This is a genomic window from Cryobacterium sp. Hh11 (assembly GCF_004404045.1).
GTDB classification, from domain to species: domain Bacteria; phylum Actinomycetota; class Actinomycetes; order Actinomycetales; family Microbacteriaceae; genus Cryobacterium; species Cryobacterium levicorallinum.
The window spans coordinates 1-25,167 of the sequence record NZ_SOHF01000026.1 but is presented as its reverse complement, the minus strand read 5'-3'; the positions used below and the strand labels follow the sequence as shown (position 1 = coordinate 25,167).

Sequence of the window (25,167 nt, the reverse complement as noted above, 5' to 3'; positions counted from 1 at the left end):
TCCTGATCGGCTAACCCTGTCCCTTCGGCGTAGGCAGCACGTTCAGGTCGGGAACCTCTGCGGACTCAGGCACGACGTCCGGGACGGGAACCGCTTCGGGCTCCGGCACGACGTCCGGGTCGGGAACCGCTTCAGGCTCAGGCACCACCTTCGGCTCCGGCAGCACCTGTGAGTCGGGAGCGACCTCGGGTGCCGGCAATAGATTCACGTCGGGAGCGACTTTCGGTTCAGTGGACGCAGTCGGGTCCGGTGTCTGCGTGAGGGTAGCGGCGCTGGCAACTCTCACACTGACGGCATCACCGGTGACGGTATTGCCGAACGGGTCACTCACCCGAATTTGGTACGAGTACGTCGTTCCGGGCGTACGGCCGGTGTCTGTCCAGCTAATCGTGGGACGGCTCCAGTCAACGGACAGCCCCGTTTGCGTGCGCACGACAGCGCCGTTTCGCAAGACCCGATAGGTAAGCAATTCGTTGTCGCGGTCGTAGTTCGACGTCCAGGTGACCGTGACCGTTCCGGCGCTTGGCGTGGTGAGCGTTGGCGTGAAGCTGGCACCGGTCACCCGTGGCCCTTCTTTGTCGGGCGCGATGGACGACACCGCAAAGCGCACAAGTCCCTGCTGCCTCTTATTGTTGACGAGCGTGAACTCGCCGCCGTAGAGCACGTATTGGGAGTTGGCGGCCACGTTCCACGGCCCCTGACTTTGACCGGTAAAGTTGCCGGCATTAATGTCGGGGTAGAAGGTCAGCAGCGATGGCCGGGGGCGCCCCTCAAAGTTGAAGTAGCTACCACCCGTGCGGTTCCGGGTGATAGTGCCTGTTGCATTTTTCGTAAAGGCCAGAGTCCGATGAAAGGTTCGCGGACTGGTTTCCGAGAACCCGCCGATGTTTCCACAAAAGTGAGCGTGCGCGGTCGTGTACACGACGTCGCCGACCGGAACGGCCGAGTAGGTGTCACCATGGCAGTCCTCGATCCAGACGGTATTGCCGCTGCTCCAGCTGGCCCGGAACGTTCCCTCGAACATGGCGCCGGGGCCATAGTCGTACCCGGTGCCGTAGACGCCGCCGGAATCCGAGGTGAGCGACAGAATAGAACCGTTAGGGCCAGCATTCTTGATGAGCTTGCCGATGTTCCAGGTCATTCCGGCGCCCGAGCTGGAATTCGTCGCCGCCATTCCATAGCCGGGAGTCGTCGCGCCGTTGTAGGAGGTGAACGAACCGCCGATGACGACCCGGTCGCCGGTCGGGGAAACTGTTAGTGCGTTCACGGCCCCGTCGGGCACCGTGCCCTTCCAGGTACCGAGCGATCCGGTGGAACCGGTGAACGACGCGATCCGCTGTCGCCCCTGAGAGTTGGCCGAGGTGAAGCTCCCGCCCGCGAAGACGGTGCTCCCAAACGCGCCAAGCGCTCTGACGGTGTTGTTCGCGGTGGGTTTCCAGCTGGAATCGAGCGCCCCGGTGGCCGTGCTGAAGGACGCCAACCGAGTTCGCGTCAGGGACCCGACGGTCGTGAAGGCTCCACCCACGTAGATGCGAGATCCGTCTGGCGAGGCGGTAATCGCCCGCACTGCGCCATTGAGGTTGGGGTTGAATGACGTCATGACACCAGTCGACAGGTTGTACGCCATGAGATTGTTGCGCGTCACCTCGCTCGTTCCGGCCGAAGCTCCAGCGGGGCGTGCGCGAGTGAACTGGCCACCAACGTAAACGGTGTTTCCGACGATCGTCTGGGTCCACACCACCCCGTTGATTTGGGCGGTCGGCAACGCATCGGCCGCGACAGTTTTGGGGGTGGAAGAATTTGGCGGTGCCGTGTCCGCTTGCGCGCTGCCGGTACCAAAAAAAATCGTCGCCACCAAAGCTGCTGTCGCGATCATTGCCACTATCGGAGACCGCACGCTCCGCGCCATAAGAAAACCTCAACTTCAACTCGGACGGCGGCCTTCGGGCGGCCCCGTGGTGCCGGAATTATACTTGACTTCACAAATTTTGGGCTTATGCCGCGAAAAACTGCAGGCCCGACCGTCGTTGGTCCGTCGGGGCGTGCGCCGGCGGAACGGCATCCGCTCAGTTCTCACCCCTAGTCAGGCCGAAGGATAAAGGTTAGGATTCCTCACTGCCTCCCTTGCCCGAATCCTGTTGAAGCTCGCGCTGCAGCCTGAGAGAAATCTGAGCCTTCTGTGACCCCCCAGCACCCGACCACCCCGCACCCGACCACAGCGATTCCTCCAGAAACGAAACCTCACCGCGCGAACCCGCTGAAGCCCGCTGGCGACGAGTCCCCCGTGCTCCTTGCTGCCCGGCAGAACGGGCTGCGCATCGGCTACGCGGCTGGCGGATTCGACCTTTTCCACGTTGGACACCTCAATATTCTCAAGCACGCCAAAAGTCAGTGTGACTACCTGATCGCCGGCGTTGTATCCGACGAAATGCTCCAATTCACCAAGGGCATCACCCCCGTCGTGCCACTGGTCGAACGTCTGGAGATTGTTCGACACATCTCCTTCGTGGACGAGGCCGTCGCCGAAGTCGTCGAGGACAAGCTCGACACGTGGCGTGACCTCCGCTTTGACGTGTTCTTCAAGGGCGACGACTGGCGAGGCACCCCCCGCGGGGTACACCTCGAGAACGAGTTCGCTGCTGTCGGCGTTGAGGTCGTGTACTTCCCCTACACGGTCAATACCTCCAGCACGATCTTGCGTCGGGCGCTCGACGTTCTCACGCGCCCCGATGCGGCCGGTCTTCGGCAACCTCGCACGAGCACCCCCTAACCGTAGGCGAGCAGCCAATGCACCAAAGAACGGGTTTCTCGGCCGAGAAACCCGTTCTTTTCGTGTTGTTCCCGTAACTGCCGCAAACATCGGGCACAATCAAGCGGATGCTTCGGTTTGCTCCCGCACGGCCTTGCGCGGCTGCGCTGCCCAAGAGGCGATGGGCACGGTAAACACTCCCGGCACGGCCGCAAATCGGCGGTAGACGGCCAGAGCCAGCACGATTGCCGCGCCGCACAGCAGCAGCGGAACCGCCGTTGCTGCATGCGTCGGTAACGTCACGCCGCCGGCCATGACGATCGCCGCGAGCGCCGCCATGGGAAAGGTATGCACCAGATAGATGGGCAACGTGCGACTACCCAGCACCCGCATGAAATCAAACATCGGTGCGCGCGACAGCACGACGGCCACGCTGATGCCCACCAGCACTGCCAGCACGCTCACGGCGAGGAGCACGAACGGTACCCGCGTCAATGACAGTTTCACCATGAGGAGCACAACGCCGGCATACAAGCCACAGAGCACGGCCATGTGCCACCACCGCACCCGCGGAATCAGGCGTCGCACGCGCGGGCCCAGCCAGATCGCCGCCAGGAAGAAGACGAGGTAACGGCCCATCTTGTCCCACGGCGTACCCGTGTGCAGAACCTGCGAGCCGAACAGCACGGCGAGCGCTCCCGTTACGGACACGGCAATGAGCGGATGCCAGCGCCGAGTCAGCCAGGCCACGGTGAGGAAGATGGGCAGGGCGTAGATAAACCAGAGATTTGAGCTCGGCCGAATGAACAGGGCAACCAGGTCGGTCCACCTGGCATTGGGCCCGTCGGGGCTGATCGGCGGCAGGGCCAGCAGGAACAGGGTCTGGGCGGCAACCCAGGCCGTGTAGAGATACAGCAGCAGGGACATTCGCTTACGAAACAGCTGCCAGAAGGGCAAGCGAATGGCCTGGGCCGCGAGGAGTCCGGACATGAAGAAGAACAGGGGCATACAGAAGGTGTCGAGCAGCGGGTTGAGCGGCGCCAGGGCGCCGGCCAGACCGACCCGGTCGAGATACATGACCGAGTGATAGAGCACAACCAGGGTGATCGCGATGCCCTTTGCCACGTCGATCCAGGCTTCGCGTAGCGTGCCGCGAATGACGAACGAGGCGGCGTCAGTCACGGGGCACGGTCTTGAGAGACTTGCCGAAGGGGAACAGTGCTGCCACCCGGCGACGGTCGGGGTTCGGCAGCTCGGGACCCTTGGGAATCAAAGTCAGCGCGAGTACCAGGATGAGCAGTCGCGCCGCGGTGTACAGCGGGCCGAAGAAGAACACCCACACGGTGTTCACGACCAGAAACAGCAGAATTCCACTGGCCCGGTTCGCGGCCACCGCGGCTCCGACCCCGCGCAGAACCAGAAAAAGAATGACGACGGCCAGCAGGACGCCGGGAATGCCGAACCGTGCCCAGAGGTCGCCGAGCACCGAGTGCAGTTCGATATTGCCGCCGAACATGTAGTTTTCGACGTACCCATTGTCGGGGTCGTAGCTGATCGATGCCATTCCCGTCTTCGCCGCGAGCAGATCGGTCGGATTCAGCAGCGTGCCGGCCCCGAACCCGTATGGCTGGTGTGCCATCAGCGAGGCCGTCGCGGCCAGTTCCGGTCGCCCGCCCAGAATGAGCGACCCGGCAGTGTTGAGCTGGTCGATGGTGCGGGCCCGCGTCGCCTCGCCGAACAGCCCCGCGACGATGGCCGCCTGCCCCAGGTTGTACACGACGACGGCGAGCACACCGAGGGCGACGACAACCCCGGCGCCCGATCTGATGCGCAGGTAACGAAACCGGCTGGTCGGGCGCATCTGCCAAGCCACGAGAATGAGGGTCAGAAGCAGGATCGCGAAGGACGAGCGCGCATCGGTGACCATTGACAAGACTGTCAGCCCGAGCACAGCGAGCAGGTCGAACCAGCGACGATCAAGAATGTGCGCGATGGCGAGGATCACCACTGTCAGAGCAAAGGAGAATCCGAAGCGCCAGGGATTGTCGAAGAACCGGGCGTTGTCGGTGGTTACGCTCCCGAGCAGGCCGAGCCCAAACCACAGGGCCACCCACGAGTCGGGCAGTACGCTGCGGGTCCAGAGCACAAAGCCGAAGGAGCACAACAGGCCAACCAGCCCGATGGAGTTGCCGGCCAGTTCGCTCATCGCGATGACGTGGGTGGGTTCGGCGAGTACGGTCAGCCAGATGCCGGAGCCGACGGCGACGAAGCCGATCAGCACGAGGGTGAGCGCGCCCCGATAGCGGCCCAACGTAGGCAGCCAGAGCGGAGTCAGCGCTGCGGCCGCCAGGTAGCCGGCGGTGATGCCGAGCGGAAGGTCGAGTCGCAGACCGATCAGGACCAGCACGATGACAGCAAGGATTTTGGTCGAACGCGGCACCACCGCCTCGGTCGAGGTCACCCGATCACGGCCGGAATTCACGGCGAGCGGCACGGGCTGCTCGCGCGTCTGGCGTGCGCTCGCGCGCTGTTTTGTCACGGTCTGTTGTGTCGTCTCGCGCATGTAGGTCGTTCGGCCCCGCACCGGGCCGCGCCCGAAACAATTCGGGTATTGTTCCTGCCGCGCGACCGCATCGGCATAACAGTAGGACCATGAGGGCACGGGATCAAGGCCGAGTCGGGTGAATTCCCATTGCGATTCCCCCCGATCGGGGGTCGCACTCTGCTGACAGGCTGCGTGTACAGTGGCGTTTTCAGCTTGATCCACGCCCTGAGCCAATGGGAGCTACCGCCTTGCCCGAGGATGCCTCACCCGCAGCTCCAATGAAACGCAAGCCCGATCTACTGCCCAATCGGACCGGCACAGTTTCGCGTAATATGACGGTCGCATTGCTGGGCAACGCGTTTCCCCCGCTCGTCGCACTGTTCTCCGGCCCCATCTTGGCGCAGGCCCTGGGGGTTGACGGGCGTGGTGCTGTGGCAGCGGCGACGGCACCATTGGCACTGGTCGTCACGATAGCCACGTTTGGAATTCCCGAAGCCGTCACGTGGATTATCGCGAAAAAGCCAGCGTTGGCGCGAAACGCAGCGGGTCGGGGCATGCTTATTCTGGGCATCGCCGGACTATTCGCGACCGCCGCCATCGTCTTTTCACCACCTTTGTTGAGTGGTGGCGACCCGAGCGTTCAGCTGTTGATCGTGTTCGCCAGTCTGGCCATTGTGCCGAACCTTCTCGTGGGGATACTCCGCGGCGTTGCCTCGGCCACGAGCAGCTGGCGGCTCGTATCCATGGAACGCATTATCTCGTCGGTTCTGCGCCTCGCGGTCCTCATCCCGTTCTGGCTGACAGGAACGCTCACCCCGCTCGTGGCCACCATCACGGTCGCTGCCATGCCCGTGGTCGGCGCCTTTGTCTACATCGGGCGCATGCGCAGCCTCGACCCGCGCGCGCACGAGGTTCCGCCCGAAGCACGCATGCGCGGGCTCCTCAGCTACGGCAGCCGAATGTGGGTCGGTTCACTGTCGGGCGTGCTCCTGACGCGTCTCGATCAGGTACTGCTGACGCCGCTCGCCGGTACCTACCAGCTCGGACTCTACGTCGTGGCGGTGAGCATCAGCGAGTTGCCGTTGATCATTCACCACGCGGTGCGTGATGTCTCGTTCGTCAACGAAGCGGCCAAGTCTGAGGATGAACGTCTCAGTTCCTCTGCCCGCATCTCGACGGCGCTCTCGGCACTGGCAGCACTGACACTCGGCGTGTCCATGCTGTGGTGGCTGCCGTTTCTGTTCGGGGAAGGCTTTCGCGATTCGATTCCGATTGCCGCAGTGCTCCTCGTAGCCGTTGTGCTGCTCACGCCGGGTTCCATTGCTGGCGCCGGGCTGAGCGCGCGCGGCCGTCCCGGGCTGCGCAGCATCGCACTGACCATTTCGTGTGTCATCAACATTGTGATGCTCATCATCCTCGCGCCGCTGCTGGGGGCGATGGGCGCGGCGCTCACGACGCTCGCGGGCAACATCATCACGAGTAACCTCAACCTGCTGTTCCTGTCGCGGGTGTTTGGAATCGGAATGCTGCAGTTCTACGGTCTGCGTCGTTCAGACATCGCCACCATCGGCCGCTACGGTAAGCGGATACTACGGCGCAAGACGCGCTGACCGGGTACGTACGTTAGCCGGCGAAGCGGTCGGTGGCCTCGATAATGGCGTCCAGGATTCCGGGCTGGTCGAAGGCATGGCCGGCATCGGGAATCAGCTTGAATTCCGCCTCCGGCCAGTTCTTGTGCAGGTCCCAGGCGGTGAAGGCCGGCGTGCACATGTCGTAGCGGCCCTGCACGATGACACCGGGGATCTCGGCGAGCCGGGAGGCGTTGTCGATCAGCTGGTTCGGCGTGAACCAGCCCCTATTGGCGAAGAAGTGGTTCTCGATGCGGGCAAAGGCCACAGCGAAGGCTGGGTCGGAGAAGTGCGCGATCTTATCTGGCTCCTGCAGCAGGGTGATCGTGGAGGATTCCCAGGTGGCCCAGGCCACGCCGGCGCGTTCGCGCACGAACTGGTCCGGGTCGTGCAGCAGCCGACCGTAGGCCTCGATCAGGTGGCCGCGTTCGTTTTCGGGGACCGGAGCGAGAAAGGATTCCCACAGGTCGGGGTAGATTGCCGCGGCGCCGCCCTCGTAGAACCAGTCGAGTTCGACCGGGCGAAGGGTGAAGATACCGCGCACGACGAGTTCGGTGACCTGGGCGGGGTGGGTCTCGGCGTAGGCGAGCGCGAGGGTGCTACCCCAGGATCCGCCGCAGACCAGCCAGCGGTCGATGCCGAGGTGCTCTCGCAGTTTTTCCAAGTCGGCGACGAGAGTCCAGGTGGTGTTCACGCTCAGGTCAACGTCGGGCTCGCTCGCGTGCGGCGTGCTGAGACCGCAGCCACGCTGGTCGAACAGAATGATGCGGTACTTCGCGGGATCGAATACCCGACGCTGGTCCGGGCCGGACGCGCCACCCGGGCCGCCGTGCAGATACACCGCGGGCTTGCCGTCGGGGTTGCCCGAGGCTTCCCAGTAGATGGTCTGGTTGTCACCGACATCGAGCATGCCGGTTTCGTAGGGTTCAAGCTCGGGGTAGAAGGTTCGCATGCTTCGAGCCTATGCCCCTCGTGTACGCGGCCCCGGATCAGCTGCCGACGAGTCCCACCTCGTAGGCCAGAATGACCGCCTGCACCCGGTCGCGCAGCCCGAGCTTGTGCAGGATTCGCCCGACGTGGGTTTTCACCGTCGATTCGGAGAGAAAGAAGCGTTCGGCCAATTCGGTGTTGGAGAGCCCCTCGGCGATGGCCAGAAAAACCTCGGTTTCACGGTCGGTGAGCGCCGCGAGCGTCATGGCATTGGAGGCCCCACCCGTCTCAGGCTGCGGCAATTTGGTGCCGAAAAGGTCGAGCAGGCGTCGGGTCACCCGCGGTGAAACGGATGCCTCACCCGAGACCACCGTGCGGATCGCGGCGATCAGCTCCCCGGGTTCGGCGTTTTTCAGCAGGAAGCCGCTAGCACCGGCGCGCAGACCACCGAAGGCGTACTCGTCGAGGTCGAAGGTGGTGAGGATGATAATGCGGGTCTCCGGCTGGGCGGCCATGATCTGCCGGGTCGCCTCGATGCCGTTGACGCCGGACATGCGCACGTCCATCAGGACCACGTCGGGATTCAGCCTGGCTGCGAGGGCGATCGCCTGCGCGCCGTCGCTCGCTTCACCGACGACGGTGAAGTCGTCTTCGGCCTCCAGCACCATGCGAAAACCCACGCGCAACAGGGCCTGGTCATCGACCAGCAGGATACTGATCGGTGCGGAACGGGGAGTCATTGTTCGTCCTCAAAGTTCAGGGTCGCGTGTACGCGCCAGCCGTCGCGGAGTCCCGGCGCTGCCTCAAAGGTTCCGCCATAGATCGCCACGCGTTCCTGCATTCCGATCAAGCCGCGCCCGAAACCGCGAACGCTTGCCACTGCCGCATGCCGCCCATTGTCGCTGATCGTGACTTGGGCGGCACCGGGCGACGATTGCAGGCGCACGACCACCCGGGTCGGAGTGTTCGCATAGCGCAGCACGTTGGTCAGCGACTCCTGGATGAGCCGAAAAATCGTCAGCTGCACGCTCGCATTGCTCGGCTCACGCCCGCTCCGTTCCAGAACAACGGGAAGCCCGGTCGACCGAAACGATTCCACGAGGTCGGCCAGCTCGTCGATGCCCGGCTGCGGAGCGCGCGGGGCCGGGTCGGTGTCCACCTCGAGCACCCCGAGTAGCCGGCGCATCTCGGACATGGACCGGCGCCCAGTGGCCGCGACGTCGAGCATCGCCGCGCGGGATCGCTCCACGTCTTTGGGGGCGATGGCGTGGGCACCGTCGGCGAGCGCCACCATGACCGAGAGGCTGTGGGCGACCACATCGTGCATTTCGCCGGCGATTCGGGCGCGCTCGGAGATGCGGGAGAGCTGCGCTTGCTGGTCGCGTTCGCGGGTCAGCTGCGCGGCCAGGTCCAGCAGGGACGAGACGTAGCGCTTGCTGTTGCCCATATTGACGCCGACCAGGGTCGCGGCGAGCAGCATGATCGCCACCTGGACCGCGACCGGAATCCAGGGAACTTCGTCGGGATTATCGGTGAGCCAGGCGGCCAGTCCGGCCAGCAGAACGGATGCGCTGAAACCGGTCCACGCGCTGCGCACGTCCGAATACACCGCGACCGCGTAGAGCGCCAGGAGCTGGGCGATGAGTTGCACTTCGCCGTAGTCGGCGAAGGTGAGCAGGCCGATCCAGGTGAGGGCCAGGACGAGCCGCGGCATCCGTCGGCGAAAGAGCAGTGCGACGGCCAGCAGCAGCATGAGGCCGGCATTGAGCAACGCGTCCGGGAGCGGAGCCGGGTTATCGTCGAGCAGGTTGAGCACCAGGGTGAGCACCATCGGAACGACGTAGATCGCCGCGACGAGGCCGTCGGCCAGGTGGGGATGCCTGGTCCAGAACCGCCGCACGATTCCGGGCGGGGTGGGCAGGCGCAGGTCTCCCCCCGGCGCCAGAGTGCGCCCGGGGGGAGAGGTGGTGGTGCTCATCTGTCGACTCTACGGGTCGTGGCGCCTCAGGCGTCCCGGCGCTTGAGCAGCAGCGCGGCAACGCCGAGGCTCACGACCACCCAGGCGAGCACGATCAGGAAGCCCTGCCAGGATTCCATGGCGTTCGGGGTGATCATCGTCGCACCGGCCACGGTGAAGAGGTAGGGCACGATGTCGGCGATCCACTCAACGAACATCGACAGCACGGCCAACACCGTCGGCAGGAGCAGGGTGATTCCGAGCACCGTGGCAATGCCGCCGGCGCTGCTGCGCAGAATCGTGCCGATGCCGAGGGCGAACACGGCAATGATCGCGAGGAACAGCGCGTTACCGAGCAGCGGCAAAAACACCTCGGTGTCGAACAGGCTCGCACTCAGGTCCTTGGCGCCCAGGATGGGCATGGCCACGAGGAACGATCCGACCACGCTGATCAGGCCGACCAGGAAGGTGAACCCGAACAGCACGACGACCTTGGCCCAGAGTGCGGGCAGACGATTGGGCACCGCGGTCAGCGTCGACTTGATCATCCCGCTGGAGTATTCGCCGCTGATCGAGAGTACGCCGAGGACAGCGACAATCAGCTGGCCAAGTCCGAGACCGGTCGTGGAGACGAGCACGAACATTTGCGCACTCTCCACGGCCATGGGGGCACCGGTGGTCGGATCGAATCCGGCCGTTGACGCCGACATGGCGAACGACATCAGCACGGCGATGCCGAGCGAGACCACGACAACGAGCGAGAGCGTCCAGTAGGTGGAGCGCAGGCTCCACAGCTTGATCGATTCGGAGCGGAGCAGGCCGGTGATGCTGAGCCCGGATCCGTTCGGCACGAAGGAGGTGCGGGCTGCGGACGGCTGGACGGGGTTGGTCAGGGTGCTCATCGGGCAACCTCCGCTTCGGTGTGAGAGGACGCATCACCGGTGCGATACTCCACTTCGTTCTGGGTGAGTTTCATGTAGGCGTCCTCGAGCGAGGCGCTCACCGCGGAGAGTTCGTGCAGGGAGATCTGGGCGGCGGCGGCGCGGTCGCCGATCTCGTTGACAGAAAGTCCCGTGATCTCGAGCACGTCCTGCTCGATGTTGGTGATGGTCATATCCGGCTGGGCGAGCAGAGTGGCCAGAGCTGCGGTGTGCGGAGTGCGCACGCGAACCGTGTTCTGCGCGGCCGAGGCGATAATGTCGGCGACCGAGGCATCCGCTATCACCCGGCCTCGACCGAGAACGATGATGTGGTCGGCGGTGAGGGCCATCTCACTCATGAGGTGGGAAGAGAGCAGCACGGTGCGGCCCTCGGCGGCGAGCTGCTTGGTGAGTTTGCGCACCCACTGCACGCCCTCGGGGTCGAGGCCGTTGACCGGCTCGTCGAGAATGAGGGTGGCCGGGTCGCCGAGCAGCGCGGCGGCGATGCCGAGGCGCTGGCCCATGCCGAGGGAGAAGCCGCCGACACGTTTGCGGGCGACGGATTCGAGACCGGTGAGGTTAATCACCTCGTGTACTCGGCTGGTGGGGATGTTGTGGGTGGCGGCCATGGCGCGCAGGTGGTTGTAGGCGCTGCGTCCGGTGTGCACGGCCTTGGCGTCGAGCAGCACACCCACTTCGCGCAGCGGCGCCTTGTGTTCGTGGTACGGCTTGCCGTTAACGACGACGGAGCCTGCGCTGGGCTTGTCCAGACCGACGATCATGCGCATGGTGGTGGACTTGCCGGCGCCGTTCGGCCCGAGAAAGCCGGTGACCTTGCCCGGCTGCACCGTGAAGTCGACCGCGTCGACCGCGGTCTTGCTTCCGTAGCGCTTGGTCAGGGACTGTGCCTGGATCATGCCTGCCTCATTCCGTTGATGGGTGAGGCCCCGTTTTCGTGCGCTGAAGCCCCCATACCAAACGGTATGGTTTGTGACCTCTGTGGCGCATCAACCATGGGGATGGTTGTGCACCATCCCCGTCGTACCTGGGTACGACGGGGCCCTGCTATTTCTTGACCGGCTTTTCGGGGGTTGGCGCGGTTCCGGAGGCACGCTGGGCGGCGTAGTAGTCGCGGGCTTCATTCTGGCGCTCACGCTCGGCACCGCTCGCGATCGTGGCTCGGAGGTGGTCCGGCGAGTAGCCGAACGCGTCGACGAGGTCCTGGGCGTGCGGGCGAATGCGGGCGATCAGCCGATCGATGTAGGCGGTGACGGCCTGGGCGCGCTGGGCGGAGAGCCGGCCGTGGATGAGGTACCAGGCCAGGTTCTTCTCAATCAGGCCGAGGCCGAACAGGTCGCGCAGCCAGGTGAGTACCTGCTTGGTGCCGGCGTCGTCGGTGTGCTCGAGGGCACGGGTGAACGATTCCCACTGCAGCAGTTCGCCGTGGGCACGGGCAGCTTCGATGAGCTCGTTCTGGTGCGCGTTGAACAGGTCGGCCGCCTGCTTCTTGGGCAGCTTGGTGGCGCCGCGCAGCTTTCCGGCCACCTCGGCGATCATGCTCTCGACCCGGTCGGTGAGCAGCTCGCGCTGCACGTCGGCGTCCCGGAGGGCGCCGACGGAACGAGCCGTCGACCCCCGGTCGGCTACGGCCTGCGCGAGGGTGCGGAGGCCCGTGCCGTGGTAGGCGCGACCGGCGGCGTGCTGCACGACGTAGCGGGCGAGGGCGCCGGCATCCGCTGTGGCGAATTTGCGACTGTAATCGGTGAGTAGACGCTTGGCGACGAGCTGCAGCAGCACGTTGTTGTCGCCCTCGAAGGTTGCGAAGATGTCGAGGTCGGCGCGCAGGCCGACGAGGCGGTTCTCGGCCAGGAAGCCGGCACCGCCGCAAGCCTCGCGAGCTTCCTGCAGCGTGTCGAGCGCATGCCAGGTGGAAAGTGGCTTGAGCGCCGCGGCGAGGGTTTCAAGGTCCTGCCGGTCGTCGTCGGTGTCGGCCTTGCCGCTGAACACCTCGTCGAACTTCACCAGGAACTCGTCGTGCGCGAAGGTCTGCGCGTAGGTCGTGGCGAGGCGCGGAAACAACCGGCGCTGGTGCCGCTGGTAGTCGAGGATGACCTCTTCGTCGGTGGCGCTTCCGGCCGTGAACTGGCGACGCTGGCTTCCGTAGGTGATCGCGATGGTCAGCGCGAGTGCGGATGCCGCGGTGGCGGCCCCGTCGAGCGACACGCGACCCTGCACCAGCGTTCCCAGCATGGTGAAGAAGCGGCGGCCGGGGCTTCCAATCGGGCTGGAGTAGGCGCCGTCTTCTGCAACGTCGCCGTAGCGGTTGAGCAGATTTTCGCGCGGGATACGCACGTTGTCGAAGTGCAGTCGACCGTTGTCGATGCCGTTGAGTCCGCCCTTGAGGCCGTCGTCTTCGCCGCCGACGCCGGGCAGAAAGTCACCGTGCTCGTCGCGAATGGGCAGATAGAAGGCGTGCACGCCGTGATTGACGCCCTGGGTGATGAGCTGGGCGAACAGCACGGCCGCGATGCCGTCCTTCGCGGCGTTGCCGAGATAGTCCTTCCAGGCGGCGCGAAACGGGGTGTTGATGACGAACTCGCCGGTGGCCGCGTCGAAGGTTGCGGTGGTGCCGATGCTCGCGACGTCGGAGCCGTGCCCGATCTCCGTCATGGCGAACGCACCGGGAACGCTCAGGTCCATGATGCCGGGGAGGTACTTGTCGTGGTGCGGCTTGGTGCCGAGGTGCAGCACGGCAGCGCCGAACAGCCCCCACTGCACTCCTCCCTTGATCTGCAGGCTCGGGTCGGCGATGACGAGTTCTTCGAAGCCGGCGATGTTTCCACCGTGGTCGTCCTGCCCGCCAAGGTGCTTGGGGAAGGCGCGCAGCACGTGGCCGTTGGCGGCGAGCACCTTGAGCTGTTCGAGCACGCGCAGGCGGTGGTCGGCCATCGAGAGGCCTTCAATGCGCTGCATGTCGGGGCGGGCGGTCACCTCGCGTGCCTTCAGCCGCACGTCGGCCCAGGTGCCGAGCAGTTGTCGTCCGAGTTGTTCGACGTTGACCACGGGGGCGGCCTCGTCGCCGATGGATTTGATGGGGCCGGTATCGACGCCGACCTCGAGGCTGGGGTCGATCGTCGCCGATCGGATGTTGGAGCGCTGGGCCGTGTCTACCATCATTGGTCCTAACTGATCGCACGAAAGTGGTGATCGCCACGTTAGAACCACATGGTGCGGTCGCGAAATGCGCGGTGCGGGGGCCACAACGATATATGCCGTCTACGGCATCCATTTTGTAGGATCAGTACAACTGCAAGCTGCGTGGACTGTGATCCCCCACAAGCAAGGTGGTCAGGCGGAGGAGGCAACGACCTCGAGCAGGGCCTCGCCGTAGGCTTCGAGCTTCTTGGCGCCGATGCCGGTGATGCCGTCGAGGCCGGCCAGGGTGGTGGGGCCGGCCGCGGCGACGGCGATCAGGGTCGCGTCACCGAAGACGATGTAGGCGGGCACGCCCTGCTCCTTCGACTCGGCCGAGCGCCAGACGCGGAGCGCTTCGAACAGGGTCTCTTGGGCAGCGCTGAGGTCGGCGGCGGCGACCTTGGCGGCGCTCGGGCGGCGGGCCGCGCTTGAGCGCGCGGGGCGGTCGGGTTCGCGCCGCAACTGCACGTCGCGACGGCCGCCGAGAACGTCGGCGGCGGCATCCGTCAGAATGAGGGTGCCGTACTCGCCGGACGTGGCGAGCAGACCCTGGGCGAGCATCTGGCGCACGACGCCGCGCCAGGCCTGGTCACTGAGGTCGACGCCGAGGCCCCAGGTACTCAGTTCGGTGTGCCGATACTGGGTCGCGCGAGGGGTTTCCTTGCCACGGAGGATGTCGATGAGGTGGCCGGCGCCGAACTTCTGGTTGCGTTCGCGGTGCAGGCGCACGATGGTGGAGAGCAGTTTCTGGGCGGGGATAGTGCCGTCCCAGGCCTCCGGTGGCTCGAGGCACGTGTCGCAGTTGCCACAGGGCTCACTGGTCTGGCCGAAGTAGCGCAGCAGATTGACGCGGCGGCAGTGCACGGTTTCGCACAGGGCAAGCATGGCGTCGAGATGGGCGGACAGTTTGCGCCGATGGCTGAGATCGCCGGGCGACTCGTCGATCATGCGGCGCTGCTGCACCACGTCTTGCAGGCCGTAGGCGAGCCAGGCCGTGGCCGGTGCGCCGTCGCGTCCGGCGCGACCGGTCTCCTGGTAGTAGCCCTCGACCGATTTGGGCAGGTCGATGTGGGCGACGAAGCGCACGTCCGGCTTATCGATTCCCATGCCGAACGCGATCGTGGCGACGATGACGACGCCCTCCTCGCGGAGGAACCGGGACTGAGTGCGGGCGCGCAGGCCGGCATCGAGCCCGGCGTGATAGGGCAGGGCGTTCACACCGTTCTGACGCAAAAACTCTGCCGTCTGGTCGACGGTTTTGCGGCTGAGCGCGTAGACGATTCCCGCGTCACCGGGGTGCTCGGTCTTCAGGAAGGACAGCAGTTGCTTGCGCACCTCGGACTTGCCGACGATGCGGTACTGAATATTGGGCCGGTCGAAGCTTGCCACGAAGTGTTTCGCATCGCCCATCTGCAGGCGGGTGGTGATCTCCTGATGGGTGGCATCCGTCGCGGTGGCAGTGAGGGCGATGCGCGGAACGTCGGGCCAGCGGTCGGCGAGTTCGCTGAGCGCCAGGTAGTCCGGCCGAAAATCGTGGCCCCACTGCGACACGCAATGGGCTTCGTCGATGGCGAACAGGGCGATGGTTCCGCGGTCGAGCAGGCGTTTGGTGGCCTCGTTGGAGAGGCGCTCGGGGGCGACGTAGAGCAGGTCGAGGTCGCCGTTGAGGTAGTCGCGTTCGACCTGGCTGCGGGTGGCGGAATCCTGGCTGGAGTTGAGAAATTCGGCGCGCACACCGACAGCGGTGAGGGCATCGACCTGGTCCTGCATCAGGGCGATCAGCGGCGAGACGACGATGCCGGTGCCGGCCCGCACGAGCGCGGGAATTTGATAGCACAGGCTCTTGCCGCCACCGGTGGGCATGAGCACGACGGCGTCCTTGCCGTCGACGACCTGCGCGATGATCTCGGCCTGGTCGCCGCGGAACGTGTCGTAGCCAAACACGGTGTGCAGGGCTTCGGCCGCGGTCTTGAATTTGCGGGTCGCGGCGCGCACAGGTACAGCGGCGCGGGCTGCGGGGCCGTTGGCTTGATTCAAAGCGGATGCTGCACCCGAGTAGGCCGGCTGTCGCTGGAACTGCTGGTCGCCGAACTGCCGGTCAGCCTCGGGCGGCGGTGCGTCGTAGTCGTCGGGGGCGTCGAAATCACTCGGGCCGTCGAATTCACTCGGTACAGCAACGTCGCGGGGTGCTTCAACGTCGTCGGGGTTCCCGGGCAGCTCAGCGTTCCAACTCACCTGCCTAACTGTACCCGGGGCCCCTGACACGTTGCCCCGCGCGCCAACACCCCCCGCGAGAGATTGAAGTGCGGGGAGGGCGGGCGAAAGCTAGCGGCTGCGCTTGCGGCGGCGGAGGAGAAGCAGGGCTGCTGCGCCGGCCAGGACCACAGCGCCGAGGATCCCCCCGATCCAGGCAGGGGTGCTGTCGCCAGCAGCATCAGTCGCGCCGAGGTCTGCGGGGGGCGAGGTCGCGGCATCCGTCGTGACGGCATCCGCTTTCGTGCCGCAGGTTGGAGCCGTGGCGGCCCCGTCGGCGAGCACCTGGTCGGCGGCCGGCTGCCAGTCGAAGGTGTACTCGTCGGAGATAGGGTGGCCGTCGATGGAAACCGTCTGCCAGATCACCGTGTACTGCCCGGCAGCGCCGAGCTGCGCTGTCGTTTCGACTGTGGCACCGGAGACAGTGCCGCACCCGTCGCCATAGAAGAGCGGTGCGTCGGCCGGGCCGGTCACGACCATGGCGCTTCCCTCGCCGGTTCCGCCGAGATCGAGGAGCAGATCGCTCGTGGTGACCGAGAATTCACCGGGCTGCTCGGTCACGACCGAGTCGCCCTCTGGTGAGGAACCAATCTCGTCGTTGTGGGCCGACGCCGGGGCCGTGCCCCAGCCGAGAGCCAGGGCGATAACGGCGGCCGCGAACAGAGTGCGAGCGGTCGTGGCAGCAGATTTAGAGGTCGTGACCTTCATGATTGTCCTTAAACGTGGGGTGCCCGCGCTACTCGAACAGTGCAGGGCAATGCCTCTGCTACTCATTCGGTGCGGTGGGCTAAATGGTCTGGTTGCGGTTTAGGCTGCGAGAGCGAAAACCGGCGGGCCACGATGGCGCATGGCCGACAGCACCAGAACCAGATCGCGCGGGGTGAGCACCGGCGCGACGTTCCCAATGCGCTGCGGGGCCGCCATCGGCACGGCCAGTTGGGCGGGCACGAACAGCGTGCGGATGCCGAGGCGAACGTTTTCGACGAGACTCCAGAACGCGCGTTCGGCGAAACGCAGCGCCAGAATCGTGGCGATCGCGGCCCCAAAGTGGGCGAGCCACATGGCCGCGCCATCGTGTGGGACGTGGGCGGTCGCGCCCATGACCATCGGGTCGATCAGACCGGGCATCGCAGCGTGCTGATGGGTGGCCGCGGCGGCGATGGCGTCAGCTCCGAGCATGCCTCCGGTTGCCCCAAGCGAAAACAGTCCATGAAAGATGATCTGGCTGACCAGCACCGACACGGCACCGCGCCAGAACGACAGGGTGCGACCGGCGAGCACAACGCAGACCATTCCGGCGAAGGCGAGCGACACGACGACGGCCAGGAGGCTCGGCGCCGAGCCGCCACCCAGGGTGTGCGACAGGGCCGCGACAAAGGTTGAGAACGCGGCGACGATCCAGCCACGCGCGAAGCGGGCCCAGCGTGTGTGCATTTGGTCCCTCTCCGGTCTCCTCCAGAGTAGCCGACCGTCCTTGGAGAGAGGCGATGCACTCGAGTCCCTGGACCACGATCAACGCGAAGAGATCCCGCCCGAATTGGCCGCAATCCCAGCTGGGGACAGGTCAGGCGCGGCCGGTGAATGCGGGCTTGCGCTTCTCCTGGAACGCGGCGAAGCCCTCGCGGTAGTCGCCGGTGGCGCACAGCGCGGCCTGGGCGGCGGTCTCGTCGCTCATGCTCTGCCAGAGTCCGAGGCGTTCGTCTCGCAGTGACTGCACGAGCGCTTTGCTCGCGAGAAAGGCCTGCGTTGCACCGGATGCCGCGCGAGCGGCCGCCTGCACGGTCACCTCGGTAAGCTCCGCGGCCGGAAAGACCTGGCTGAACAGGCCGCCCGCGACGGCCTCAGCCCCCGACATGAGCCGGCCGCTGTAGATCAGGTCGAGGGTGCGGTGAGCGCCGAGGCGTTCCACGAACAGGGCGTGCCCGCCGGAGTCGAGGGTGGCGCCGAGGTTCGCAAACGGCGAGCCGATCTTGGCGGTGTCGGCGACGTAGACAACGTCGGTCGCGATGAGCAGACCGAGTCCGACGCCAAGGCAGGCGCCGTGGGCGGCCGCGAAGGTCGGTGCCGGAAACCGGCTCATGCGCTCCAGCAGCGGCGTGACGAGATCACCGAGGTAGCCGAGCACATCGTCGGTGCGCGGATCGACCGCAGAAATATCCCGGCCGGCGCAGAAGGCCCGTCCCTCGCCGCTCAGCACCAAGGCGCGCACGCCGGCCCGCTCGGCCGTTTGGTAAGCCGCGTCGAGTTCGACGATCGCGGCCGCATCGAGGGCGTTGAGCTTGTCGGGCGCGCTCAGCACCACGTGGGCGACGTTGTTGGCTATTGAGAGCTCGATCACGGCATCCGCTTTCTTGGTATCGGTTAGACGTCGTAGTCGACAACGACGGTGTCGGTGGTCGGGTGCGACTGACAGGTCAGCACGTAGCCGCGGGCGAGCTCTTCGGGCTCGAGCGCGTAGTTCTCGGTCATAGTGACGTCGCCGCTGACCAGTTTGGCGCGGCAGGTGCCACAGACTCCGCCAGCGCAGGCGAACGGCACGTCGGGCCGCACCCGGAGGGCTGCGTTCAGGATGCTCTCGTTCGCATTGACTGGCGTCGTCACCGTGTTGCTCTGGCCGTCGAGGGTGAACTCGATCTGGAAGGTCTTGTCACCGGTGCCGATGATGACGGGTCGGCCGCGATCACCATTGGCTGCCGAGGGCTCACCGGTGCTGAACAGTTCGAAGCGCACGTGGGAGCGTTCGACGCCCGTGCTCTCCAGCGTGTCGCGGCACAGCTGCACGAGTTCGAAGGGGCCGCACAGAAACCACTCATCGACCGTGGCCGGGCGCAGAATGGTGTCGAGCATGCGCCGAAATTTCTCTTCGTCGATGCGGCCGGACAGCAACGTGGACGAGCGCTGCTCGCGGGAGAGCACGTGGTAGAGCGCGAGGCGGGCCGGGTAGCGGTCCTTGAGCTCGGCCAGTTCGTCGAGGAACATCACGTCGAGCGCGGTGCGGTTGGTGTAGACGAGGGTGAACATCGAGGTGTCTGAGGCGGCAAGCACGGTGTGCGCGAGCGCCATGAGCGGGGTGATTCCCGAGCCGGCGGCCACGCCGACGACGTGCTTGTGGTCGAGGTCCTTCAGCGTTGAGGTGAAGCTGCCCTGTGGGCTCATCACGTCGATTTCGTCGCCGGGGTGCAGTTCGCTGTTGGCCCAGGTGGAGAAGGCGCCACCGAGGTCGCGCTTGATCGCAACGCTGATTTCACCGGCGGTTTCGGGCCGGCAGATCGAATAGCTTCGGCGCAGCTCCTGGCCGTCGATCGTGGCCCGTAGGGCGAGGTGCTGGCCGGGCAGGTAGCCGAACGCGCCCTGCAGTTTGGGCGGAACGGTGAAGGTGACCTCGACGCTGTCCGCGGTGAGCGGGCGCACTTCGGCCACGGTCAGGGTGTGGAAACGCGCGCGGTGCTTGACCGGCGCCAGGGTGGTGGCGCCCTCGTTCGTGGATTCGAGACGTGTTGCAGCCATTAGAGCACCTTGAAGTAATCGAACGGCTCGAGGCAGTCTCGGCATTCGTAGAGGGACTTACAGGAGGTGGAGCCGAAGTGCGCGAGCTCGCGGGTGTTGAGCGAGGAACAGCGCGGGCATTTCACGGCCATTTTCAGGCGGATCGGGCCGGCCGGACCTGAGGCGCGCACGGTCGCATGCCCGGTCGGAGCCGCGATGCCATACTCGCGGAGTTTGGCTTTGCCGATCTCGCTCATCCAGTCGGTGGTCCACGACGGGCTGAGCACCAGCCGAACCGAGACGTTCTCGTACCCGGCGCTCGTGAGCACCGCGAGAACGTCATCGCGCATGGCGTCCATCGCGGGGCATCCGCTATAGGTCGGGGTCAGAGTGACCGCGACTGCCTGGGTACCGTCGGCGTCGCTGGTGACGTTGACCCCGCGCAGCACGCCGAGGTCTTCGATGGTGAGCACCGGAATCTCGGGGTCGACGACCTGGGCGGCGATGGTCCAGGCGGCGAGCGAGGCCGCGTCGGTGGGACGCGGGCGGGCGACAGCTTCGTGCATCTGGGTGGTCACCAGGACGCTCCGGGGTGAGCGCGGGTGAGTACCTGCATTTCGGCGAGAAGAAAGGCGAGGTGTTCGGAGTGCTTGCCGGTGCGGCCACCGCCGGAGGCGACGAATCCCACCGGAATGTCGAGTTCGGCTTCGGCGAGCACCGGCGCGATGGCGGAGTCGAACGCGGGGCGCAGGCTCGACGGGCGAACCGCGATTCCCTCGAGGCGGTCGATGAGCGGGTCATCGCGAAAGATCTCTTCGACGTAGGGCCACAGGTCACTCATCGCGGTGATCATGCGGCGGCGCGATTCGTCGGTGCCCTGCGCGAGGCGCAGCACCCACTGGGTGGAGTGGTCGCGGTGGTAGTCGACCTCTTTCACCGCCTTGGCGGCGATCGCGGCGAGGGTTGGGTCAGCGGATGCCCGCAGCCGGCTGTACAGCTCGAACAGGTAGTGGGACACGACGAACTGGCGTGCGATCGTGTGGGCGAAGTCACCGTTGGGCTGCTCGACAATGTGCAGCGAACGAAAATCGGGCTCGGTGCGCCAGTAGGCGAGGTCGTCTTCGCTGCGGTCCGTGGCGGTGCCGGCGTAGTGCAGCAGGGACCGGGCGTGCCCGATCAGATCGAGGGCGACGTTGCCGAGGGCGACATCTTCCTCGAGTTCGGGAGCGCGGGAGATCCAGGCGCCGAGTTGCTGGGCCAGGACGAGTGAGTCGTCACCGAGCCACAGTGCGTATTCCGCGATGTCGGCTGTGGCGACGGACGGGCCTTCGATCAGCTCGGCGTCGAGGGTGGTGACTTCGACGGCGACGTGGCCATGAGCATCCGCTTCGGCACTGTCATTGTTCGCAGTGTCGTCACTCACAGGTGTTTCACTCCCTCGCTCTTGGAGTAGTAGCTCGCGTGGCGGTAGTTCTTGCCGGCGGGCGATTCGAAGAAGGCGCCCTTGGCGTCAGGGTCACTCGTGGTGATGGCGGCCGCGGGTACGACCCAGACCGAGACGCCCTCACTACGCCGGGTGTACAGGTCTCGGGCGTTGCGCACGGCGAGGGTCTCGTCGGGGGCGTGCAGCGAGCCGACGTGCACATGGCTGAGGCCACGGTTGGAGCGCACGAAGACCTCCCAGAGGGGCCAGATTTCTGCGGCTGAGTCGCCGGGAGTGGTCATGAGGCTGCCATTTCTTCAGTTCGTGCGGACTGGGTGCGTGCGGTCTGTTTGCGTGCGTAGGCCGCGGCTGCTTCGCGCACCCATTGGCCCTCGTCGTGGGCGTCGCGGCGACGCTGCAGACGCTGGGCGTTGTTCGGGCCGCGGCCGGCAAGCACCTCGTGGAACTCGGTCCAGTCGATCACGCCGAGATCCCACTGCTGGGTTTCCTCGTTGAAGTGCAGGTCGGGGTCCGGCAGGGTTACGCCGAGCACGGCGGCTTGCGGAACGAGCATATTCACGAAGCGCTGACGCAGCTCGTCGTTGGAGTGACGCTTGATCTTCCAGGCCATCGACTGCGCTGAGTTGGGCGAGTCGTCATCGGGCGGGCCGAACATCATCAGCGCGGGCCAGTACCAGCGATTGACCGAATCCTGGGCCATTTGGCGCTGCTCGTCGGTGCCCTGCATGAGCTCGAGCAGAATCTCGAAACCCTGGCGCTGATGAAAAGATTCTTCCTTACAAATGCGCACCATCGCGCGGCCGTAAGGGCCGTAACTGGCACGGCACAGCGGCACCTGATTGCAGATGGCAGCGCCATCGACGAGCCAGCCGATCGACCCCATGTCAGCCCAGCTCGGGGTCGGGTAGTTGAAGATCGAGGAGTAGCGCGCCTTGCCGGCGATGAGGGCATCCGTCATGTCATCGCGGGTAGCGCCGAGGGTCTGCGCGGCGGAATAGAGGTAGAGGCCGTGGCCGGCTTCGTCTTGCACCTTGGCCATCAGGATGGCCTTGCGCTTGAGGCTCGGGGCGCGGGTGATCCAGTTGGACTCGGGCTGCATGCCGATGATTTCGGAGTGCGCGTGCTGCGAGATCTGGCGCACGAGCGACTTGCGGTAGTCCTCGGGCATCCAGTCGCGCGGCTCAATGCGCGAATCGGCTTCAATCAGATCGTTGAACTGCTGTTCTTCGACACTGATTGCGGCGGGGACGCTCATATCGGGCGTGATGGTGCTTGTCATCATCGGCTCCTGGTCTGCGTTGACTGCGGTGGTCGGATCTTTATCGTGTACGAGCTGGTGGCGCTAAGGTAAGCCACGTCGAGAATTTTGCACACTGAACGGCATTCTATTACCAACCGATCGTTCAGTTAGTATATAGTCTCATTATTGGGCGGGCAACCCCCGCTTGAACGGCAACTCAACGAGGAGATCCGAATGACCCAAGCCGCATCCGCCGGCAGCCAGGCCATGATGCAGCGCGACCGGGCATCCGCTTCTCTCGGAATGATCGTGCACCGTAACGAGCCGGGCCACTCGGTGGTCTCGATGGTGGTGCGCGACGACATGCTCAATGGTTTTGATGTCACCCACGGCGGTTTCATCTTCGCTCTCGCCGACACGGCCTTCGCCATCGCCTGCAACGACTCGCATCACGTGACGCTCGCCGCCGGCGCCGACATCATTTTTCTGAAGCCGACCACGAGCGGCCAGAACCTGACCGCAACCGCCCTGTTGCGGGTCAAGAGCGGCCGAAGCGGCATCTACGACGTGCGGGTGACCATCGACGACGACGTCACGGTCGCCGAATTTCGCGGCCGAAGCCGCACCACCAACTTGCCCGTTCCCGCTCACACCTACCTCTAACCCTTCCGGAAGGCACCATGTCAACGCTGACCAAGACCCGTCTGCACGCACCGGCACTCGAGGAGCTCGACGCAGCAGAGCGCCTGGACCGCGACGAGATTCGCGCGCTGCAACTGATTCGCCTCAAGCACACCGTGCGGCACGCCTATCAGAACGTACCTCTCTATACGCGCAAATTTGATGCCGTCGGAGTACACCCCGACGATATTCGCACCCTCGAAGACGTGTCGCTATTGCCCTTCACGACGAAGGAAGATCTGCGCGTCTCCTATCCCTTCGGCATGTTCGCGGTTCCGATGGATCAGGTCGCGCGTATTCACACCTCGTCGGGCACTACCGGCCTGCCGACCGTGGTCGGCTACACCAAGAACGATCTGGCCATGTGGTCTGGTCTGGTCGCCCGCAGCCTGCGCGCCTCGGGTGTGCGTCCGGGCATGAAGGTGCACAACGCCTACGGTTACGGCCTGTTCACCGGTGGCCTCGGCGCCCACGCCGGCATCGAAGCGCTCGGAGCCTGCGCCATCCCCATGTCTGGCGGCCAGACCAACAAGCAGGTGCAGATGATCACCGACTTCGAACCCGATGTGATTCTCTCAACCCCGAGCTACCTGCTCACGATCACCGATGCCATGGTGGCAGCGGGCCTGGACCCGCGCCGTTCCAGCCTCAAGGCCGGCGTGCTCGGTGCCGAGCCGTGGACCAACCAGATGCGCCTCGAGCTGGAAGACCGTCTCGACTTCGACGCACTCGACATCTACGGCCTCAGCGAAGTCATGGGCCCGGGAGTCGGCAATGAGTGCATCGAGTCCAAAGACGGCCCGCATCTCTGGGAAGATCACTTCCTGCCGGAAATCATCAATGGTGACACCGGACAGGGCCTGCCTGACGGTGAAACGGGTGAACTCGTGTTCACGTCGCTGACCAAGGAGGCGTTTCCGGTCATCCGCTATCGCACCAGAGACCTGACCCGATTGCTTCCCGGTACCGCTCGACCAGGTATGCGCCGGATGGAGAAGATCACCGGTCGCAACGACGACATGATCATTCTGCGCGGGGTCAACCTTTTTCCGACCCAGATCGAAGAGATCGTGCTCGGCATCGAGCACCTCTCCCCGCATTTCGTGCTGGAACTGACCCGACCCTCCCGCATGGACGAATTGACCGTGCGTATTGAACGGCACGAGCACTCCACCGATACAGAGTCAACGGTTGCCCGCGCCCTCCTCATCGCCCTGATCAAGGACCGGATCGGCTCGAGCGTCAATGTACTCATCGTCGAACCCGGAACCCTGGAACGCAGCACCGGAAAGCACAAGCGCGTGTACGACCTTCGCTAGTTTGTCGTGTCCGGACCGCCTGCGTGAGAGACTCAAGACCTATGTCTGACGTACACACCCCCAAGCGCGGGCGCCCCGGCTACGACCAGCGCGCCATCCTCGAGATCGCCGTCACCGCGTTCAATGAATTCGGTTATGACGCCACCTCGATGGGAGTGCTCGCGACACGCCTCGCCCTGTCGAAAGCGGCCATCTACCACCACTTCTCCTCCAAGGATGAAGTGCTTCAGCTCGCCCTCGACGAGGCACTGAATGGTCTCGAGGGCGTCCTGCTTGAGTCCGGAGCGCTGACCGGAAGCGCTATCGACCGCCTGGCCTACGTGCTGCGCGGTGCCGTTCAAGTTCTCACGTCGCGGCTTCCCTACGTCACATTACTGCTCCGCGTGCGCGGCAATACCGAGGTCGAGCGGCTGGCTCTCACACGCCGTCGGGCCTTCGACCGCGCCGTCTCGTCCCTGGTCATCGAGGCCAGCGATGCGGGTTCACTACGCAGCGACATCGATCCCCGCATCGTCACGCGCCTACTCTTCGGCATGGTCAACTCCATCGCCGAATGGTACCGCCCCGAAGGTCCAGAGGATGCCGTCCAGCTCGCCGACGACGTCCTGGCCGTAGCCCTGGACGGGCTCCGCCGCCGCTAGCTATTAAGTAGCAAAGGCCACGCACTTCTGTGCGTGGCCTTCTCTCTCTCGTTGTCGTGGGTTAACGCAAAAAGGCCACCCTTTCGGGTGGCCTTTTTGTTTGTTTCTAAGTTAAGTCCGGCGGTGTCTTACTCTCCCACAGGGTCCCCCCTGCAGTACCATCAGCGCTGAGAGTCTTA

At 65.2% G+C, this 25,167-nt stretch carries 23 protein-coding genes; 5 read left to right on the top strand and 18 right to left on the bottom strand.

Annotation, left to right across the window (positions count from 1 at the left end; genetic code table 11):
• Positions 1-10: 10 nt before the first annotated feature.
• Positions 11-1,876: a hypothetical protein gene (locus E3T46_RS12630; RefSeq protein WP_134578821.1), complete on the bottom strand. Its 1,866-nt coding sequence runs from the start codon at positions 1,874-1,876 to the stop codon at positions 11-13.
• 435 nt (positions 1,877-2,311) lie between these two features.
• Here E3T46_RS12630 and E3T46_RS12625 point away from each other — a divergent pair, with 435 nt between their 5' ends.
• Complete coding sequence (locus tag E3T46_RS12625) at positions 2,312-2,770, top strand: adenylyltransferase/cytidyltransferase family protein (protein ID WP_134578887.1); 459 nt, start codon at positions 2,312-2,314, stop codon at positions 2,768-2,770.
• 99 nt (positions 2,771-2,869) lie between these two features.
• Here the strand turns inward: E3T46_RS12625 and E3T46_RS12620 are convergent, their stop codons facing one another.
• Entirely contained in the window at positions 2,870-3,931 is a 1,062-nt protein-coding gene (locus tag E3T46_RS12620; protein WP_134578820.1) for an acyltransferase family protein, read from the bottom strand.
• A complete protein-coding gene (locus tag E3T46_RS12615) occupies positions 3,924-5,288 on the bottom strand; it encodes a hypothetical protein (protein WP_134578819.1) in 1,365 nt (454 codons plus the stop codon). Before E3T46_RS12615 ends, E3T46_RS12620 begins: the two co-directional genes overlap by 8 nt.
• Before the next feature lie 338 nt (positions 5,289-5,626).
• On the opposite strand from E3T46_RS12615, the gene E3T46_RS12610 reads away from it, so the two are divergent.
• Positions 5,627-6,904 (top strand): oligosaccharide flippase family protein, encoded by a 1,278-nt coding sequence (locus E3T46_RS12610; RefSeq protein WP_166790277.1) that lies wholly within the window; start codon positions 5,627-5,629, stop codon positions 6,902-6,904.
• A 13-nt stretch (positions 6,905-6,917) separates the two neighbouring features.
• Here E3T46_RS12610 and pip read toward each other — a convergent pair whose 3' ends face one another.
• The 15 genes from pip to paaA all read right to left on the bottom strand — a co-directional run bounded on the left by pip (position 6,918) and on the right by paaA (position 22,362).
• Positions 6,918-7,874: a prolyl aminopeptidase gene (gene pip / locus E3T46_RS12605; protein WP_134578817.1), complete on the bottom strand. Its 957-nt coding sequence runs from the start codon at positions 7,872-7,874 to the stop codon at positions 6,918-6,920.
• 37 nt (positions 7,875-7,911) lie between these two features.
• A complete protein-coding gene (locus E3T46_RS12600; RefSeq protein WP_134578816.1) occupies positions 7,912-8,592 on the bottom strand; it encodes a response regulator transcription factor in 681 nt (226 codons plus the stop codon).
• Positions 8,589-9,830 carry a histidine kinase gene (locus E3T46_RS12595; protein ID WP_134578815.1) on the bottom strand — a complete coding sequence of 414 codons (1,242 nt, stop codon included), beginning with the start codon at positions 9,828-9,830 and terminating at the stop codon, positions 8,589-8,591. Before E3T46_RS12595 ends, E3T46_RS12600 begins: the two co-directional genes overlap by 4 nt.
• A 26-nt stretch (positions 9,831-9,856) precedes the next feature.
• On the bottom strand, positions 9,857-10,711 hold the full coding sequence (locus E3T46_RS12590) for an ABC transporter permease subunit (RefSeq protein WP_134578814.1): 855 nt from the start codon (positions 10,709-10,711) through the stop codon (positions 9,857-9,859).
• Entirely contained in the window at positions 10,708-11,646 is a 939-nt protein-coding gene (locus E3T46_RS12585; RefSeq protein ID WP_134578813.1) for an ATP-binding cassette domain-containing protein, read from the bottom strand. Before E3T46_RS12585 ends, E3T46_RS12590 begins: the two co-directional genes overlap by 4 nt.
• Positions 11,647-11,794: 148 nt before the next feature.
• On the bottom strand, positions 11,795-13,903 hold the full coding sequence (locus tag E3T46_RS12580; RefSeq protein WP_134578886.1) for an acyl-CoA dehydrogenase: 2,109 nt from the start codon (positions 13,901-13,903) through the stop codon (positions 11,795-11,797).
• 174 nt (positions 13,904-14,077) lie between these two features.
• Entirely contained in the window at positions 14,078-15,919 is a 1,842-nt protein-coding gene (gene recQ / locus E3T46_RS12575) for a DNA helicase RecQ (protein ID WP_241980734.1), read from the bottom strand.
• Positions 15,920-16,249: 330 nt separating this feature from the next.
• Complete coding sequence (locus E3T46_RS12570; RefSeq protein WP_166790276.1) at positions 16,250-16,885, bottom strand: copper resistance CopC family protein; 636 nt, start codon at positions 16,883-16,885, stop codon at positions 16,250-16,252.
• 99 nt (positions 16,886-16,984) lie between these two features.
• Positions 16,985-17,611 (bottom strand): hypothetical protein, encoded by a 627-nt coding sequence (locus E3T46_RS12565; RefSeq protein WP_134578811.1) that lies wholly within the window; start codon positions 17,609-17,611, stop codon positions 16,985-16,987.
• Between the two features lie 130 nt (positions 17,612-17,741).
• The gene (locus tag E3T46_RS12560; RefSeq protein WP_134578810.1) at positions 17,742-18,515 is read right to left on the bottom strand and encodes an enoyl-CoA hydratase/isomerase family protein; all 774 of its coding nucleotides are present in this window, start codon (positions 18,513-18,515) and stop codon (positions 17,742-17,744) included.
• A gap of 23 nt (positions 18,516-18,538) precedes the next feature.
• Positions 18,539-19,684, bottom strand: a complete 1,146-nt coding sequence (gene paaE / locus E3T46_RS12555; RefSeq protein ID WP_134578809.1) for a 1,2-phenylacetyl-CoA epoxidase subunit PaaE — start codon at positions 19,682-19,684, stop codon at positions 18,539-18,541.
• Entirely contained in the window at positions 19,684-20,229 is a 546-nt protein-coding gene (gene paaD / locus E3T46_RS12550) for a 1,2-phenylacetyl-CoA epoxidase subunit PaaD (protein ID WP_134578884.1), read from the bottom strand. Before paaD ends, paaE begins: the two co-directional genes overlap by 1 nt.
• 8 nt (positions 20,230-20,237) lie before the next feature.
• A complete protein-coding gene (gene paaC, locus E3T46_RS12545) occupies positions 20,238-20,999 on the bottom strand; it encodes a 1,2-phenylacetyl-CoA epoxidase subunit PaaC (RefSeq protein WP_241980732.1) in 762 nt (253 codons plus the stop codon).
• An 83-nt stretch (positions 21,000-21,082) separates the two neighbouring features.
• A complete protein-coding gene (gene paaB, locus E3T46_RS12540) occupies positions 21,083-21,388 on the bottom strand; it encodes a 1,2-phenylacetyl-CoA epoxidase subunit PaaB (protein WP_092106867.1) in 306 nt (101 codons plus the stop codon).
• Positions 21,385-22,362: a 1,2-phenylacetyl-CoA epoxidase subunit PaaA gene (gene paaA / locus E3T46_RS12535; RefSeq protein ID WP_134578883.1), complete on the bottom strand. Its 978-nt coding sequence runs from the start codon at positions 22,360-22,362 to the stop codon at positions 21,385-21,387. The genes paaB and paaA overlap by 4 nt, the downstream gene beginning before the upstream one ends.
• A 219-nt stretch (positions 22,363-22,581) precedes the next feature.
• On the opposite strand from paaA, the gene paaI reads away from it, so the two are divergent.
• The 3 genes from paaI to E3T46_RS12520 are packed head-to-tail and all read left to right on the top strand — an operon-like array spanning position 22,582 to position 24,988.
• Positions 22,582-23,010 carry a hydroxyphenylacetyl-CoA thioesterase PaaI gene (paaI, locus tag E3T46_RS12530; protein ID WP_134578807.1) on the top strand — a complete coding sequence of 143 codons (429 nt, stop codon included), beginning with the start codon at positions 22,582-22,584 and terminating at the stop codon, positions 23,008-23,010.
• 17 nt (positions 23,011-23,027) lie between these two features.
• Positions 23,028-24,347 carry a phenylacetate--CoA ligase PaaK gene (gene paaK, locus E3T46_RS12525; protein ID WP_134578806.1) on the top strand — a complete coding sequence of 440 codons (1,320 nt, stop codon included), beginning with the start codon at positions 23,028-23,030 and terminating at the stop codon, positions 24,345-24,347.
• Positions 24,348-24,388: 41 nt separating this feature from the next.
• Positions 24,389-24,988: a TetR/AcrR family transcriptional regulator gene (locus tag E3T46_RS12520; protein WP_134578805.1), complete on the top strand. Its 600-nt coding sequence runs from the start codon at positions 24,389-24,391 to the stop codon at positions 24,986-24,988.
• Positions 24,989-25,167 lie beyond the last annotated feature (179 nt).

What these genes read in the sequence shown, in the direction of transcription:
- E3T46_RS12630 (WP_134578821.1), bottom strand. Translation starts at nt 1,876, where the DNA reads ATGATCGCGACAGCAGCTTTGGTGGCGACGATTTTTTTTGGTACCGGC.
- E3T46_RS12610 (WP_166790277.1), top strand. Translation starts at nt 5,627, where the DNA reads ATGACGGTCGCATTGCTGGGCAACGCGTTTCCCCCGCTCGTCGCACTG.
- pip (WP_134578817.1), bottom strand. Translation starts at nt 7,874, where the DNA reads ATGCGAACCTTCTACCCCGAGCTTGAACCCTACGAAACCGGCATGCTC.
- E3T46_RS12600 (WP_134578816.1), bottom strand. Translation starts at nt 8,592, where the DNA reads ATGACTCCCCGTTCCGCACCGATCAGTATCCTGCTGGTCGATGACCAG.
- E3T46_RS12595 (WP_134578815.1), bottom strand. Translation starts at nt 9,830, where the DNA reads ATGAGCACCACCACCTCTCCCCCCGGGCGCACTCTGGCGCCGGGGGGA.
- E3T46_RS12590 (WP_134578814.1), bottom strand. Translation starts at nt 10,711, where the DNA reads ATGAGCACCCTGACCAACCCCGTCCAGCCGTCCGCAGCCCGCACCTCC.
- E3T46_RS12585 (WP_134578813.1), bottom strand. Translation starts at nt 11,646, where the DNA reads ATGATCCAGGCACAGTCCCTGACCAAGCGCTACGGAAGCAAGACCGCG.
- E3T46_RS12580 (WP_134578886.1), bottom strand. Translation starts at nt 13,903, where the DNA reads ATGGTAGACACGGCCCAGCGCTCCAACATCCGATCGGCGACGATCGAC.
- E3T46_RS12570 (WP_166790276.1), bottom strand. Translation starts at nt 16,885, where the DNA reads ATGAAGGTCACGACCTCTAAATCTGCTGCCACGACCGCTCGCACTCTG.
- E3T46_RS12565 (WP_134578811.1), bottom strand. Translation starts at nt 17,611, where the DNA reads ATGCACACACGCTGGGCCCGCTTCGCGCGTGGCTGGATCGTCGCCGCG.
- paaE (WP_134578809.1), bottom strand. Translation starts at nt 19,684, where the DNA reads ATGGCTGCAACACGTCTCGAATCCACGAACGAGGGCGCCACCACCCTG.
- paaD (WP_134578884.1), bottom strand. Translation starts at nt 20,229, where the DNA reads ATGCACGAAGCTGTCGCCCGCCCGCGTCCCACCGACGCGGCCTCGCTC.
- paaB (WP_092106867.1), bottom strand. Translation starts at nt 21,388, where the DNA reads ATGACCACTCCCGGCGACTCAGCCGCAGAAATCTGGCCCCTCTGGGAG.
- paaA (WP_134578883.1), bottom strand. Translation starts at nt 22,362, where the DNA reads ATGAGCGTCCCCGCCGCAATCAGTGTCGAAGAACAGCAGTTCAACGAT.
- paaI (WP_134578807.1), top strand. Translation starts at nt 22,582, where the DNA reads ATGACCCAAGCCGCATCCGCCGGCAGCCAGGCCATGATGCAGCGCGAC.
- paaK (WP_134578806.1), top strand. Translation starts at nt 23,028, where the DNA reads ATGTCAACGCTGACCAAGACCCGTCTGCACGCACCGGCACTCGAGGAG.
- E3T46_RS12520 (WP_134578805.1), top strand. Translation starts at nt 24,389, where the DNA reads ATGTCTGACGTACACACCCCCAAGCGCGGGCGCCCCGGCTACGACCAG.